We start from the raw sequence: 15,786 nt of genomic DNA on the forward strand, positions 1-15,786 counted from the left end.
CTCTGCAGTCGGAGCGTCGGCTCCATCGCCGACGGGTGTCTCTTCGACGATAAATCTAACCGTCGATGAAACTAGGAAGACAGTAGCGATCCCCTGCCGGCTTGGCAAGAGCCGCCTTCGGGAAGCGGTCGGAATCGGTCGCGGGTGCCCCGGCCGCGGCCGGGGCACCCGCGCGCTCAACCGCAGCTGGCGGCGGGGTAGCCCACCGTCACGGGCACGCCATCCGCTCCCGTGAAGGTGGTCTCGCCTGCCGTCGCCGAGGCGGCTCGGACGGCGATCGCGGCCGAGGCCGCGTGTCCTGGCGCGAGCTCGTCGAGGACGCGCCCTCCGTACGCGCTCTGCACCGCGACATCCGCCGGGCCGTCCGCCGTGTTGCGCGCGGTCGCGACGAGCTGGACCTTGCCTCCCACGCAGCGGCTCGTCACGGCGGGCTCGACCGCGGCGTCGACCGCGCCGACCGCGAGCACAGGGATCTTGAGGTACGAGCCCGGCGTCGCGAAGACGAGACGCACAGCCGAGGCGAGGACCGGCTTGAAGGTGAACGACGTCGGCGAGCCGTTCGCGCTCGGGACGACGTCCTGCGCGGTCGTCGGGTGCCAGGTGCCGTGCGCGTCGCGGTACTCGACGCTCACGCCCGTGATGGTGCCCTCGCGGTTGGTGAAGCCGACCCGATCCACGATGTGGGCCTCGACGGGCTCGATCGTGAGCGTCGCCTGGTCGCGCTTCGTGCTGTCCCACGTCGACCACGAGGTCGCGGCGCTGCCGTCGCACGCGTTCGCGGGCGGCATCGTCTCGTACTGCGTCTGGTGGAAGCTCGCCGTGACCGTCGTGCCGTCGGCACCGCACACATCCCGCACTCCCTCGGCGCCCCACAGCTGCACCTCGGAGATCGACTGCCACACGTTCGTCGCGGTCTTCAGCTGCAGGCGGACCCCGCTGGTCGCCGGGATGCCCGACACGTCGAGCTTCGCGACGGGTGCGGTGGCCGAGGCGTCCTGCGCGAGGTCGACACTCGCGTTCGCCGACACCCAGGCCCCCGATGCGTCGAGGTACTCTGCGGCGATGGTCGACGGCCACGTCGCGCCTGCGCCGTCCTTGTAGGTGTGCACGACGACCTCGTCGACGTCCTGCGGGAAGGCCCAGGTGTACGACAGCCAGCTGCTCTTGGGGTACACGCCGCCCCCGACCCAGTCGTCCCAGCCCTTGCCCTTGACGTTGCCGTCGGCCGTCGTGCCGGCGAGATCCTGGCGGCTCGATGCCGCCACCGCGGCGTCGAGCGCGAGGTTCACGATGCCGGGCGTCGCGACCTCGATCGTGCGGGTGAACGTGCGCCCCGCCGTGAACGTCGCATCGGCCGCCAGGGTGCCGGTGATGAGCTGCGGGCCCCGCTCATCGAACGACGTCGCGCTCCAGGTCACCGCGACCTCGGCCGTCGCACCGTCGACGGCGACCGGAACGGTCTCGGGCAGCTTCGCGGAGAAGTCCTCCCCCGGCTCGACGGTCTCCGGCAGGCGGTCGTCGACGACCGACCAGATGCCGTCCCCCAGACCGTGCTCGTCGAAGTACGACGCATCCCAGCCCGCACCCCAGCGCTCCGGGTCCTCCGTCGCGGGATTGCGCATCTCGGCCCGGCCGTTCTCGCCGATGGTGATCGGCAGCCACACGTAGGTCGAGTCGGCGGCGCCGGAGTTCCAGCGATCGCCCATGTAGACGAAGCGGCCACCGCCCAGGTCGAGCACGTTCGTGGACTGCGAGCCGAACGTCGTGCGGCGCACGTCGCCGACCGAGAGGAGGCCGTCGCCGCCCTCGGGGATCGCGTTGTACGCGACGTTCTCGTAGGCGTCGTCGGCCTGGACGCCGCGGATCCACGACCCGAGGATGGTGTCGGCCGTGTGGTACGTCTGCGGGTTCGGCGCCCAGCCCGTCGCGCCCGATGCGACCACGTAGTACCGGCCGCCGTGCTGGAAGAGCGCGGGCGCCTCGAGCATGCCGCACTCCTTGACGATCTGGAAGTCCTCCCCGCGCACGGGCGCCTCCGGAGTCCCGTCCGCGAAGAGATAGGGGAATCGGCCGTCCTCCGAGTACTGCCCCGCGTCAGCCATGTCGGTGTCGGTCGTGTGGGTGACGTTCGTGTACGACGCGTCGAGCTCCGCGATGTAGAGCGAGCGGTTCTCCTCCGAGGAGTAGACGATGTACGCCGTGCCGTCGTCGTCCTGGAACACGGTCATGTCGCGGGCCTGGCCGGGAACGGCCGCCGAGATGCACGCCTTGTAGTCGGTGCGGTTCGGCATCCGGTAGACGCCGGTCATCTTGAAGGGCCCGGTCGGGCTGTCCGAGACGGCCACGCCCGCCATCGAGCGGGCGTACATGCTCCCGCCCGGGCTCGTCTGGCCATCCGAATGCCACCACAGCACCCACTTGCCCGTGCTCTCGTTGAAGAGCACCTTGGGCCGCTCGAAGATCGTCGTGTACTCGGCCGCGTCGTTCGTGTTGAGCTGGTAGTTCAGCTCGGCGACGCGCTCCGTGCGCGGCTGACCCGCGTCGTCGACCGTGTCGTAGAGGGCGTCGAAGTACTCCGTCTCGAGTTCGGAGGCGTCGGACACCGAGCGCAGCACGACGCCCTGGTCGACCCAGTTCACGGTGTCGTACGACTTGTAGGCGTGCACGCCGGGGCTGCCGTAGTAGCCGTTGCTGCGGTCTTCGCCGTACCAGTAGTAGACGGTGCGGCCGTCCTCCTCGGCGGTCACGATCTGGCCGCCGTGCGCCTGGATGTGCGCGCCGTTGTCGTCGAGCCACAGCGGCTGGAAGTAGTCGGGCGCGCTGCTGCCCGGATCCTGGATGGCCGGATACGACGTGTACGTCGTCGGCTCGCCGACCGGGACCTCGGCGGTCGCCGGCCCCGCCAGGGACATCGTCAGGGCGGCGGCGAGAGTCAGCCCCGCCGCGGCCGTCATGGTTCTCTTCAACATCACTCCCTCGTGAGCGAGGCGACGCCGCCTCGCGGATGTTTGCGTGAACATCAGTCAAGCGGGAGTCCGCATCGCGCGGCAACCATGCCTTCGTGGAAGCGATCGCAATCGATCATGCGGGTGGCCGGGATGGCCCGCGGGCGGATGGCGCGCGGGCGAACGGATGGCGCGGGCGAACGGGTGGCGCGGGCGCGCCGGGACACGATGCAGGACGCGGAAAGGGGCGGGAACCCGGTTCCCGCCCCTCGATCCGCTCGGATCTCCTGCGCTGTGTCCCGCTGAGCACCGGCGGCGTCGGCGCTCAGCCCGGGACGGTGAGGAGGGGGGCGGCTCGTGGCCGCCGCCCTCCCGTCACCGGCAGGTGAAGGCGACGTACTCCGCCGAGGAGGTCCCCGTCTCCTCGCCGGCGGTCGCGGTGGCGTCGACCGCGCCCGCCGGAACCTCCTTCTCACGGGTCTTGAACGCGATCGAGACGCTGTCTCCGGGCTCGACGCCCGCGAACGTCTTCTTCCCGTAGGGAGAGCGGATCTCGATGTCCGCGACCTCGGTTCCGTCGTTGGTCGCCTTCACCGCGATCACGCCCTTCGCGCCCACGCAGCGGCCGTCCACCGACACGGCGACCGAGACGGGGTTCTCACCGCCGCCTGCCCCGACGATGACCGAGGCGGTCGCCGTCTTGTCGCCGGCATGGTCGCTCTGGACCGTTCCCGCCACCGCGAACTCGCCATCCGAGGCGTACTGGGCAGGATCGATCTCGTCCCAGACCACCGGAAGCGTCTCCTTCGAGCCGTCGTTGTACAGCACCGACGTGCTCTCCGGCAGCGCAGGTGCGACGCCGACGGCGGTGTGGACGGAGACCGTGTCGACCTGGTTGATCGTCAGCTCGTGCGTCGAGCGCACCCAGACCGTCGCCTTCGCGGTCGCCGAGGCACCCTCGACGATGCCCCGCACCTCGAAGCTGCCCTCGGCCGCGACCTGGTCCTCCGTCACCGGCGCCCACGTGACCGCAGCGAGCGCGCGGCTGTCGTCGGCATACGTGACGCCGACCTGCTGCGGCAGGGTCGGCAGCGCACCCACATCCGTGCGGACGTGGGTCTCGTCGATCGCCGCGGGGGCCGCAGAGAAGACGTCCCATTCGCTGACGCCGACGGCCGAGTACGACGTCCCGGTCGCGTTCGGAGAGGCTTCGAAGGTCGCACGCAGCGCCGTCGTCGTCACCATGTCGAAGGTCGTCGCGTTGGTGCCGGTGCGCTCGGTCCCGTACCCGGATGCGTTCGGGACGTCGACCCACGCTCCCTCGGCGTCGAGGTACTGGATCTTCCACGACGCCGGCACCGCGACGCCCTCGCCCGTTCCGGCCGCGGAGTCCGTCCAGAACATGATCTCCGACCCGGCGACGCGCACCGGCTCCTCCCACGTGTACTGCAGCCATTGGGAGGCGGGACGATCCCCGGACCAGGTGCCCCAGATCTGGGCCTGATCGCCGCCCTCGTTCACACCGCTGCCGTCGTTCACAGCCGTGACGCGGTTCCATCCGGCCGTGTACGAGGCGGTCGGGGTAGCCGACGGTCCGATGTCCGTACCGCCGTCTGCAGCCTCGCCGCGGATGACGACGTCGTCCGAGACCGAGTGCTCGCCATCTGTCGCAGTGAGCCGAAGGCGGTACTCGCCCGCGACCGTGAAGCGCACGATCGTGTTCGCGCGGTCGGCGTGCTCGATGAACGCATCGCCGCCCTCGGGTGCGGACACGACGCTCCACGAGACGGTGAGCGGATCGGAGGGAGCGCCGTCGTCCTTCACGATGCCCGTGAGCTCGGCTCGTCCGGCGCTCACCGCTCCCGCCTGCGTGTAGGCGAGGACGCTCGGGGCGGCGTTCTCCGCCGCTCCGACCGGCTCCCCGGTCCGGAGCACCTCGAGCTCCTTGAGCCCGGTCCTGTACCCCTCTGCGTGCGCCACGGAGATGCGGATGCGCTGCGTCGTGATCTCGGGGAACCGCGCCTCGTTGAGGTTCGGCTGCGGCACGGTCGGCGCCTCGACGGCACCGGGCACGGCTGTCCATCCCGCGCCGTCCCAGTACTCGATGCCGTACCGCGAGGGCTCGGCGTAGCCGGACGCCGTCGCGCTCGAAGACGTGTCGTAGAAGTACGCGCGCACCGTGTCCACGGCCTGCGGCGATCCCAGGTCGATCTCGAGCCAGTCGGTGGCGTTCGGCGATCCGGCCGCGCCCCAGAAGGGCTCGTTGATCGTCGTGCCGTTGACCGCGGCATCCGCGGGGCGGCCGTCCGCCGAGAACGACGCCGTCACCGGGCGCCCCTTAGCCAGATTCTCCGCCGCGTGCGAGGAGATGTCCTGTCCGGCCTTCGCGAACAGGTCGACGACACGGGAGTCGTCCGCGTACACCACGTCCTGCGGCGACCGGAGCGCAACCGGAGCCGCGTCGACGACCTTCGGCTCGGACACGCCGTTCACGACGTCCTCCTCGAAGGACACCTCGCCCGTCGCGGGGTCGTACACGACATGCGTGAGGGAGTCGACCGTGAACGCGCGCTCGCCGTCCACGAACACGGAGTAGCCCTCGGGCACCGAGTCGCCGTACGGGCGCTCGCCGTCTCCGGGCTCATCCCACGTGATCGTGAGATCGCTGCCGTGATAGGAGACGTTGTTCACGGTGAAGTGCGGCCAGTCGATGTCGATCGGGTAGAGCTCGATCCTGTCGTCCGTGCGGGGCTGCAACCCCATCGCGTCCTCGATCATCGTGAAGTTCGTCGTCCCGAGGATCGTGTGGTGGATCCACGAGCGGTACCCGATGCTCTGCGGATCGGCGTCCCCGTCGGCCCAGAACTCGTTCGCGTCAGGAAGGCGGTTGTCGCCCCCGTTCTGATAGTGCGCCCACGCGTTCCAGTAGAGGAGCTTCTTGTACCACTCGGCGTCGATGGCATCGCTCGGGTACTCGCGGAGCGCCGTTGCGACCATCCGGAACGTGACGGTGGAGTTGATGATCGAGAAGTTGTTCGTGCCGGGGTGTCCCGCGGCCGCCGCTTCGGCCTTGTCGGCCTGGTTCGCTGTCGTGAAGGGGAAGATCGGGTACTCGGCGTCATCGGCGAACAGGCGGAGGGCGTCCACGTAGTCGTCGGCGTAGTCCTCGTCGCCCGGCTTCGGCATGAGGCCGACCGAGAACGGGTAGTAGTTGTTGATCTCCTTCCAGGGGATCAGCTCGCCCGTCTGGAGATCGCGGTGCTTGATGAGGTTCTCCTCGGCGTCCCAGAGGTTCTCGAGGACGCCGGTCTTCACCTTCTCGGCGATCGCGTCCATCTCCGCCGACTTGTCGTCGCGGCCGAGCAGCCCGTAGGCGGCCGACGCCGCACGGGCGCCGCTGTACACGTAGGCGGACTCGGCCCGCTCATTCGCGCGCCGGAAGTAGTCGAACGACACGGCGTCGGCGTCGTTGCCGGTCCACGCATTCCAGTTCGTCTCGAGCAGGCCATTGCCGTTGGAGTCGTACGAGCTGAGCTGTCCCTTCGCATCGCCCTCCGCGTAGCGCGCGAGGTTCTCGACGATCCCGAGCGGGCCACCGTGCACCTGGTACGACTTCCAGGCGGCCTCTGCGATGTACTGCGTGTGGCTCGCGTTCCAGTTCGCCGGGTCACCCGGGTTGTCGACGAAGCGCCCGCCCTTCGACGTCTCGCCGGTCGACACCCATCCGCCGTACGAGTAGATCGGGTTGCGGAAGTACTTGAGGTCGTCGATGAACATGCCGACCGTGAGGTCGATCGCGTTGTTGTAGCCGAGCGCGCCCTCGACGGCGGTCGGGAACTGGTACGCGTTGCCGGGCGCATTCGCATCGAGGTAGTTGAACCGCAGGAGCCACCAGCGGTAGAAGAGCGTCTTGTCGATGTCGTCCTCGGGGGTGTCGAGGTACGGCACGTTGTCGGCCCACCAGCGGTTGTACGCCGTGACGTGCTCCGTGTACGCGTCGGAGGGCGAAGCGGCGGCGATCGCGTCGTACGCGGGGCGCGACTCCGCGATCTCCTCGGTGACGAGGCCCAGCTGCAGCTTGGTGACGGCGCTCTCCCCCGCGCCGATCGAGAGTGTCGTCTCGAGACCGCCGTCGACCGGCGCGAACCCGTCGCCGGAGAATCGCGGATGGACCCTGGTGATGTCGTTGAGGGCGTCGAACGTTCCCGTGAGCTCGTTCTCCTCGGCCACCGTCGCGTACGGCGACACGGCGCGGAGCCCAACTTCGACGGCCGCTCCAGTGGCTCGCACCTCGAGTTCGGTCACGAGGACGTTGGCGTCGGTGATGAACTTCGTCTGGACGATCTCGACCCCCGCGTCGGCGTTGCGGTGCACGCTGCGCCAGTAGCTGGGCGTCTGCTTGCGCGCGGCCGCGTCCTCGGTGAGCGTGATCTGCTCGCCGCCCACGCTCGCGGTGACCGTGTAGGCGTCGCGGCCGTCGACCGCTTCCCAGTAAGCCAGCTGGCCGCCGAATCCGAGCTTCGCCGGGTCGTGCACCTTCATGAAGGCGGCGCGCCCTCGGCTGAACAGCCACTGGTTCTCGTCGCCGAAGCTTCCCGCGGTCCCGGTTCGCGTGAGCATCCGATCGAACCAGAAATCCTTTTCGGTGCTGGCGCCCGCTCCCGCAGCAAGATCCGCATCGAAGATGGCCTGCAGCTGATTGCCGACGGTGTATCCCGTTCCCGTGTCAGGAACGGGGTTCTCGCTTCCCGAGAAGACCGGGTAGCCGAGATCGCTGTTGGCTGCGAACGCCGGCGAAGCCGACAGTCCCACAGCCAGCGTGCATGCGACCCCGACGGCGATCCATGCCCTCGCGGGCCGACGGGATCTCTCCTTCATTGACCAGACCACTGTGTCTGCTCCCTTTCTCGCCGAGCTTCGGCGCACGCTCGTCACCCTAGGGACGGCGCAGGAGCGACCGCAAGCCTTTTCGAAAACTTTCGATACGAGGAAGAGCGGATGTCCGGGATGGCGCGGACAGCGCGCGCACGGCGGATGGCGGCGCCGGGACACCATGCAGGAGTTCCGACGCGGAAAGGGGCGGGAACCCGGTTCCCGCCCCTCGATCCACTCGGATCTCCTGTGCTGTGTCCCGCTGTCACGCGGGTCCGCCTCCCCTCAGCCGCAGGAGAGCGGGCCGTACGCGGCCGTGAGCGTCTCCGTCACCGCCTCGCCGTCGATCTCGCCGGTGATCTCGACCGACGCCTCGCCTTCCGGCACCGACGCCTCGCGGGTCGAGAAGCTCGCCGACCGTTTCTTCTCCGCGTCGACCTGCAGGGTCTTCGCCCCGAAAGGCGTGGTGATCTCGAACGACCCGTCCGCGACGGCGCCGTTTCGGACCTCGACGACCGCGACCGCCTTGCCTCCGACGCACCGCAGCGACGCAGTCGCCGACGCCTCGAACGAGGGCTCGTCCGCCTGTGCGACCGCGAGCCAGCTGATCACGGGGTCCTGCGAACCGGTCTTCCGCACGGTGTAGGTGACGGTCGTCGGCTCGGTCAGCGTGAACGTCACGTCGCTCGTCACCCGCGTCGTGCTGCTCGAGAGGGAGACCGGCGCCCCGGCGACGGTGTGCGTCCCCGTCGAGTCCGTGAACGACACCTCGGTCGCCATGGGGCGGTTCTGCCCCCACCACTCCGCGAACCCGGCCGTCAGGGTGTACTCGCCGGCATCGAGAGGCAGCCGGTAGCGCACCGTCTTGCCCGCGCCCGCCCACAGACCGGTGGAGAAGATGTCGTTCACATCCGTCCCGCCCTTCACGTTGAGCCCGTCGTTGACGAAGCCCCACGAGGCCGCGTCGGCCGAGGCCCGGTCGACGGCGTCGTTCGCGAGATCGAACGTGCGCGACACCGCATCGAACGCGGGTGACGCCTGGCCGCTCGGCACGCCCGAGTCGATGAAGTACCGGATGCCGTCGGGCACGACCTGGAAGCGCGCGGAGATCTGCTGCTTCCGGCCGTCGGCGATCGGCTCCGTCGTCCAGCCGAGCACGGTCACCGCCGCGTAGGGCCGACGCTCGGCCTCGTCGCTCCCTGGCGCCCACTGCACCGCACGCTCGACGCCGTCGATGACGACCGATGCCGGGAGGTCGCCGCCGACCGAGACCGCCCCGGCCAGGCCGAGATCGCGCACCTCGTCCGTCACGTCCGCCGGCCGCAGCCCGTTGGCCGCGGACTCCAGCCGCGCGGCGAGCTGGGCGGCGCCGATCGCGTCGAGACCGGCCTGGCCGTCGACCGCCGCCTCGGCTGCCGCGCGCGCGGCGGCGAACGCGGCCCACGAGGTCTCCGAGTAGTCTCCCTGCTCGTAGCCGGCGGTGTCGTCGAGTGCGTCGCGGATCTCGTCGGTGTCGACGGTTCCGTCGACGACGCCCGAGATGACGGAGTAGCCGTCGATGACGACCGTTCCCGAGACCACCTCGATCGCGACCCTGTGCTCGCCGTCGGGCAGACCGCGCAGGGAGTACGCCGCCTCGCGCTTCGAGGTCGCGCGCAGCGTCGCGCCCTCGACGGGCTGCCCGTCGACCGAGACGCGGATGCGCGCACCCGCGGCGTTCCCGCCGATGAGGTCGACGCCCGTGCCCGAGAACGCGATCGTCGCCGTCGCGCCCGCGGCCGACGTGGTCGACGTCGAGCGGTACCAGTCGTCGGCGCTGCCGGCCGTGGCCTTGTGCGCCCACGCCCCGGTGTACGCCACGCGGGAGTCCATGTTGTCCACGAGCTCCGAGGCGTAGGCGGTGTAGCCGTCCACCTTCTCCACGCGCAGGTCGTCGAACGCGACCTCGTGGAACTCCGTGCCGAGGTTCACGCGACCGGCGTACTCCGGGTTGGGGTCGGTCCACGTCGCCACCTGCTCGCCGTCGACCCATGCCGTGATCTGCGCGCCCTTGGCCTCGATCGCGAGACCGTAGCCATCCGCTGCGGCGACCGAGCCGCTCGCGACCGTCGTGTCGTGGCGCGCGAGCGTCCACGCGCCCGCCTTCGTGATGCGGATGCTGTACGCGGCGTCGCCCGCGCCCATCCCCTTCTGCTGCCGCACGCCCAGGCGCGCGAGCCCGCCCGCCTCGTCGACGAACGACACGTCGACGGACGCCCGGTAGTTCTGCCAGCGGAAGTCGCCGACGAGCGTGTTCGGCTGGCGCACGTTCCAGGCGCGCGTGTCCTTCATGGACTGATCCATCCGCTGGAAGAGCACGCGGTCTCCGGTGCCGTCGTCGCCGACCTCCCACGCCCCGGTCTGGTCGACCATGTAGCGGGGCTGGTGGCCGCGCGAGGTCAGGTAGTCCTGCTCCTCCGTCCGCGCGCCGTTGTCGACGCCGACGCGCACCGGTCCCTCCTCGTCGTACTCGAAGTCGTCGGCGTAGAGCACCTCGTCCGATGCGTCGAGAGCGCCGCCGGTCTCGTCGGTGTCGAGCACGGCGCGCTCGGCCTGCTCCGGAAGGCGCTCGGCGAGGTCGGCGTCACCCGAGCGATCGAGCGTCGTGAAGGTGATGATCGACCTCGGCGCGACCGCGAAGGTGTACGAGCCGTCGGATGCGGGCTGCAGCTCCTGGGCGAGGTGCAGCATGTTCGCGTCGTAGGCCTCGCCGGCGTCGGCTGCGCGGGTCTCCCAGAGCTCCGCCGTGAGGTCGTCGCCGAGCGCGAGGGCGGATGGCGCGATGCGGTAGGTCTTCGTCTGGTCGCTGTCGTTCACGACCACGGTCGAGAAGTCCGAGGCGTCGGGCGCCGCGAGCGTCATGTAGCTCGGCGCCCCGTTCGACCCGTCGAGGTTCTCCGTGCCCAGGACGCCGCTCGCGCTCGCCTCGGGGATGGTCCGCCAGATGCCGGCGGTGTTGTCGGCGTTCTCCCACCCGGTCTTCGCGAACGACGTGAAGTGGCGCATCACGTACGTCGCCGCGTCGTAGTGGATGGATCCCGTCCACGGGTCGCGGGCGCTCAGCAGCTCCTTGTGGCTGTACTGCGCCCCCTCGTAGAACGAGCCGATCGCGGGCTGGAAGATGTAGTGCGTGCGCTTGGAGTTCGCGTACCCCTTGACGACGCGGTTCGCGAGATCGAGCGCGCTCTGCACGCCGCCGATCCCCGTCGACGCGCCGCCCGGGCCATCCGTGTTGTTCACGCGGTAGTCGGTGTAGCCGAACGAGCCCACGCCCTCCGAGTACCAGACCTCGCGATCCTCGCCCGTGGGCGTCTGTCCCGTCGCGAGCTTCGTGTACGGCTGGTAGGTGCTGCTCGTCGGGTCGCCGTCGAGCCGGTCGTCCGTGTTGTAGTGGTAGCCGACGGCGTCGACGATGTCGAACAGCTCGGGGTCGTCGAGCAGCGCGGGGCCGATCTTCTTCGTCTGGTTCTCATCGGACGCGACGATCCGAATGGACCGGTACGCCTCGCCGACAGCCTCCTGCTCGTCGGCGGGGATCCCGTAGCGGGGGTCGGCGAAGTCGGTGTCGTTCGCGACGCGGTCCGCGTACCACTTCACGAACGCGATGTCGGGGTTCGTCGTCTCGTTGGTGTCGGGGTTCACGTAGTCGACGATGAAGCCGTACTTCTCGTACGCGTCGAGGATGGTCTCCTTGTACCAGGTGTACATCTCGTCCTGGCCGGTGCCGGCGCTCCAGGCGGTCTGCACCCACTGCGGCATCGTCCAGCGCAGGATCGACACCTTCACGTCGGGGTTCGCCGTCTTCGCGTCGGCGGCCAGCTGCCATCCGGGCGAGCGCGACGCGTCCGCGAGCTCGTCGGGAGTGCGCATCGTGGCCGCGTCCGCCCCCGTCGAGTTGTTCGTGTCGGAGCCCATCTCGATCTTCACGTGGCTGATCAGCGGGTACTCGCCGCCGAACAGCACATCGATGAGCTGCCAGTACGCATCGGGGTGCTCGGCCTTGTAGTCCATGAGCAGGTTGCTCGTGGAGTTGGCGCTGAGCACGCCGAGCCCCTTGAAGGGCAGGCCCGCCGTGTTGTCGGGGCGGATGTCGCCGCCGTCGACGGCGATCGGGACGGTCTCGTCGGCCGCCTGGGCGGCGGGTGCGACGAGGGCGGATGCCGTGAGCGCGGCGAGCGCGACGGCGGCGGCTCCCGCGGTGCGGGCGGGTGAGGGCATGCGAAGACTCCTTCGTCTTGCGGATGGGGGTGTGCCTCTCGAGGCAGGTGCCTCTCGGACGGAGCGCCTCAGGCGGAGTGCCTCAGGCGGCGATGACGAGCGATTCGAGCAGGACGGGGTGGGCGAGCGGCTCCCCCGCGGCGACGCGGCGGAGCTCGGCGATCTCGGTGTCGATCATGCGATCGACCTCGGTGCCGACGGACCCCGCGATGTGCGGCGTGAGCAGCACGTTCGGGTGGTCGTAGAGCGGATGGTCGGGCGGGAGCGCCCACGGGACGGTCACGTCGAGCACCGCGTGCAGGTCTCCGACGAGGATCCGCTCGGTGAGCGCCTCCTGGTCGACGATCTCGCCGCGGGCCGTGTTGATGAACGTCGCCCCGGGGCGCATCGACGCGATGAGCGGGGCGGAGATGAGACCGCGCGTCGACGGCAGCGAAGGCGCGTGCACCGACACGACATCGCTCTCGGCGCACAGCTCGGCGAGCGTGACCGGCCGCGCGCCGAGTGCGGTCACCGCCTCGTCGGACAGCGTGGGGTCGAACAGGAGCACGTCGAGGTCGAACGGGCGCAGGAGCTCGACGACGCGGCGGCCGATGCGCGACGCGCCGACGATGCCGACGACGCGCCGGTAGTTGCCGACGACGCCGAGCCCGGCCTGGTCGATGAGCTCGCGGCGCTCGCGGTACTCGCGCGCGATCTGCACGATGCGCTTGTTCGACATGAGGATGGCCGCGAGGGTGAACTCGGCGACGGGCACGGCGTTCGCATCGACGGCCGAGCTCACCTGGATGCCGCGCTCCCACACGACGGGGTCGAGCTGGTCCTTCACGGATCCGGCGACGTGCAGGATCCAGCGCAGCCGAGGCGCGCGATCGAGCACGGCCGCGTCGACGCGCGGCGTGCGCCAGCCGGTGATGAGCACGTCGGCCTCGGCGAGCGCGGCGAGCGCCTCGGGGGTGTCGAACGCGTCCACGGTCGCGAGCAGCTCGCCGTGGGCGGCCAGCTCCCGAGCGAGGTGCGTCTCCGACTCGGGAGCGAACGCGCCGGAGCCGACGGCGCTCACGATGCGCGGGCGGATGGCGATGGCGGGCGGGTTCATGGTGGTCCTTCGGGAGAGAGGGGAGGGTCAGGACTCCGCGGGCGCGAGCACGGGCTGCAGGGTGTAGCGCCCGCCTGCCCACACCACGTAGAGGCACGCGGCTGCCGTGAGCCCGATCCCGAGCGCGGGCGCGGCGACGACGACCGCTGCCTGCACGGCGACGACGGCGAACGAGGCGACGGTGAGCGGCCAGCGCCGCACGGCGAGCACGAGGCCCGCGCGCAGCACGTCGCGCAGCCGCGCGTCCGGATCCTCCGCGACCGCGACCATCCCGACCATCCCCATCGCGATCGCGAGCAGGGCGACGACGATGAGCAGCGGGGCGACGACCGCGCCGGCGGCGGTCGGCACGAGCACGAACACGTCGACGAGGGCGACGGTCACGACGGCGCCGACGAGCGCGGAGAGCCAGAGGGCGCGGCGCCAGGTCGCACGCAGCGAACGGGCGAAGGCGCGCAGGACGCCGGTCTCGCCGTCGGCGTGCGCCCGGAACGTGCCGAACGCGGCGGCGACGCCCGGCCCCGCGAGCACCGCGGCGAGCGCGAGCGCGGGCCACGAGAGGGAGGGGTCGGTTGTCAGGAGCAGCGCGATGAACGGCAGAGCGACCGCGGCGAGCGCGAGGTTCACGCCGAGTGCGAGGTGCACGACGCCGAAGAGCGTCGCGTACACGCTGTGCGGGATGCGCTTCATGATCAGCCCTTCATGCCGCTCGTCGCGATGCCCTCGACGAAGAACCGCTGGCCGAGGAGGAAGACGATCGCGATCGGCAGGATCGAGATCACGAGGCCCGCGAAGAGCACGCCGTAGTCCACGTCGTAGAGGCTCGAGACGAAGTTCTTGAGACCCAGCTGCATCGTCCACAGGCTCGGGTCGCGCAGGTAGATGAGCGGTCCGAGGTAGTCGTTCCACGTGTTCACGAAGGTGAGGAGTGACAGGCTCGCGATCGCCGGCACCGACAGCGGGAGCATGATCCGGCGCCAGATGCCGTACTCGCTGAGCCCGTCGAGGCGCGCCGCCTCGGACAGGTCCTCGGGGACGGTCTCGTAGAACTGCTTCATGAGGAACACGCCGAACGCGCCGAACGCCTGGAGCAGGATGATCGACCACAGCGTGTTCGCGAGGCCCGCGTCCGACAGCAGGATGAACTGCGGGATCATGTACGACTGCCACGGGACGGCGATCGTCGCGACGTAGAGGAGGAACAGCGCGTCGCGGCCGGGGAAGCGGATCCGAGAGAACCCGTACGCCGCGAACGAGCCGGTCAGCACCTGCAGGGCCGTGACCGTGACCGAGAGGACGAGCGTGTTGCGGATCCACGTGACGATGTCGGAGCGCGTCCAGATCTCCACGTAGTTGTCCCACACGAACACCTCGGGGATCCAGCGGATCGGCACCGAGAAGACCGCGTTGGCCTCCTTGAGCGAGCTCATGATCATCCAGAAGAACGGAGTGAGCATGGCGGCCGCCGCCGCGATGAGCGCGACGTAGAGGAGCGCGCGGGCGATCGGGTGCGCCTTCCCTCCCGCGCCGCGCGGGCGGGGCTTCGGGTCGATCGAGAGCCGGCGACGGGTCGGCTCGGGGGCGACGAGGGTCATGGTCTCGCTCATCACGAGTCCTTCCGCTTGTTCCACAGGAACTGCGCGATCGTCACGACGATGCACAGGAGGAAGAGCACGACGGCCGCGGCGGACGCGTAGCCGAACTGGTTCTCCTCGAAGCCCTTGCGGTAGATGAACTGCGAGATCACGGTCGTCGACTGGCCGGGGCCGCCGTTGGTGAGCACGAGGATGAGGTCGAAGATCTTGAACGAGTTGATCGTGAGCATGACCGTGACGAAGAACATCGTCGGCCGCAGCATCGGGATCGTGACGTTCCAGAACCGCTCGAAGACGTTCGCGCCATCCATCCGGGCCGCCTCGTGCAGCTCGCGCGGCACCGTCTGCAGCGCCGCGAGGAAGAGCACCATGTAGTAGCCCATGTCGCGCCAGGTGCTGATGATCACGACCGCGGGCATCGCCCACTCGGCCGAGGTGAGCCATCCGGGCGGCTCGGCGATCCCGATGAAGCGGAGGATCTCGTTGATCGGGCCGTACTGCGGGCTGAACAGGAGGTTCCACACGAGCGCGATCGCGACGATCGACGTGATGTAGGGGAAGAACGCGGCGGTGCGGAAGAACGCGACGCCGCGCAGCTTGTTGTTGAGCAGGAGCGCGAGCCCCAGCGACACGACGATCGTGAGCGGGATGTGCAGGACCGAGTAGTACAGCGTGTTGACGAACGCGGTCCGGAAGCTCCCGTCGCCGAGCAGGCGCTGGAAGTTCTGCAGCCCGACGAACTGCGACGATCCGAAGATGTTCCAGTTCGTGAGGGACATGTAGAACAGGACGACCACGGGCACGAGCGTGAGGACGGCGAACCCGAGGAAGTTCGGCAGGATGAAGCTCCACCCGATGAGGGTGTTGCGCATCCGCAGGCGGGATGGGCGACGCCGTGCAGGCGGCGCCGTCGCGGTGGTGGTCATGATGCTCCTAGGTCCTGGTCCTGATGTCTCACTCGCGGTGTCGTTCACTCCGATCGTTGAGCGAGCGAGGAACGAGCGAGTCGAAACGCGGT

At 69.7% G+C, this 15,786-nt stretch carries 7 protein-coding genes; all 7 read right to left on the reverse strand.

Going from position 1 to position 15,786, the window contains the following annotated elements; translation table 11 throughout:
- Positions 1-176: 176 nt before the first annotated feature.
- The gene (locus PKE79_RS06695; RefSeq protein WP_271172905.1) at positions 177-2,969 is read right to left on the reverse strand and encodes a discoidin domain-containing protein; all 2,793 of its coding nucleotides are present in this window, start codon (positions 2,967-2,969) and stop codon (positions 177-179) included.
- Positions 2,970-3,320: 351 nt separating this feature from the next.
- Positions 3,321-7,757, reverse strand: coding sequence for an Ig-like domain-containing protein (locus PKE79_RS06700; protein WP_271172906.1), 4,437 nt, complete (start codon positions 7,755-7,757; stop codon positions 3,321-3,323).
- 345 nt (positions 7,758-8,102) lie between these two features.
- Positions 8,103-12,074: a hypothetical protein gene (locus tag PKE79_RS06705; RefSeq protein ID WP_271172907.1), complete on the reverse strand. Its 3,972-nt coding sequence runs from the start codon at positions 12,072-12,074 to the stop codon at positions 8,103-8,105.
- Between the two features lie 82 nt (positions 12,075-12,156).
- On the reverse strand, positions 12,157-13,173 hold the full coding sequence (locus PKE79_RS06710) for a hydroxyacid dehydrogenase (protein ID WP_271172908.1): 1,017 nt from the start codon (positions 13,171-13,173) through the stop codon (positions 12,157-12,159).
- A 27-nt stretch (positions 13,174-13,200) separates the two neighbouring features.
- Complete coding sequence (locus PKE79_RS06715; protein ID WP_271172909.1) at positions 13,201-13,863, reverse strand: ferredoxin-NADPH reductase; 663 nt, start codon at positions 13,861-13,863, stop codon at positions 13,201-13,203.
- 2 nt (positions 13,864-13,865) lie between these two features.
- Positions 13,866-14,780 (reverse strand): carbohydrate ABC transporter permease, encoded by a 915-nt coding sequence (locus PKE79_RS06720; RefSeq protein ID WP_271172910.1) that lies wholly within the window; start codon positions 14,778-14,780, stop codon positions 13,866-13,868.
- Positions 14,780-15,694: a carbohydrate ABC transporter permease gene (locus PKE79_RS06725; RefSeq protein ID WP_271172911.1), complete on the reverse strand. Its 915-nt coding sequence runs from the start codon at positions 15,692-15,694 to the stop codon at positions 14,780-14,782. Before PKE79_RS06725 ends, PKE79_RS06720 begins: the two co-directional genes overlap by 1 nt.
- Positions 15,695-15,786: the final 92 nt, after the last annotated feature.

This window comes from Microbacterium barkeri, from assembly GCF_027921765.1.
Classification (GTDB): Bacteria; Actinomycetota; Actinomycetes; order Actinomycetales; family Microbacteriaceae; genus Microbacterium; species Microbacterium barkeri.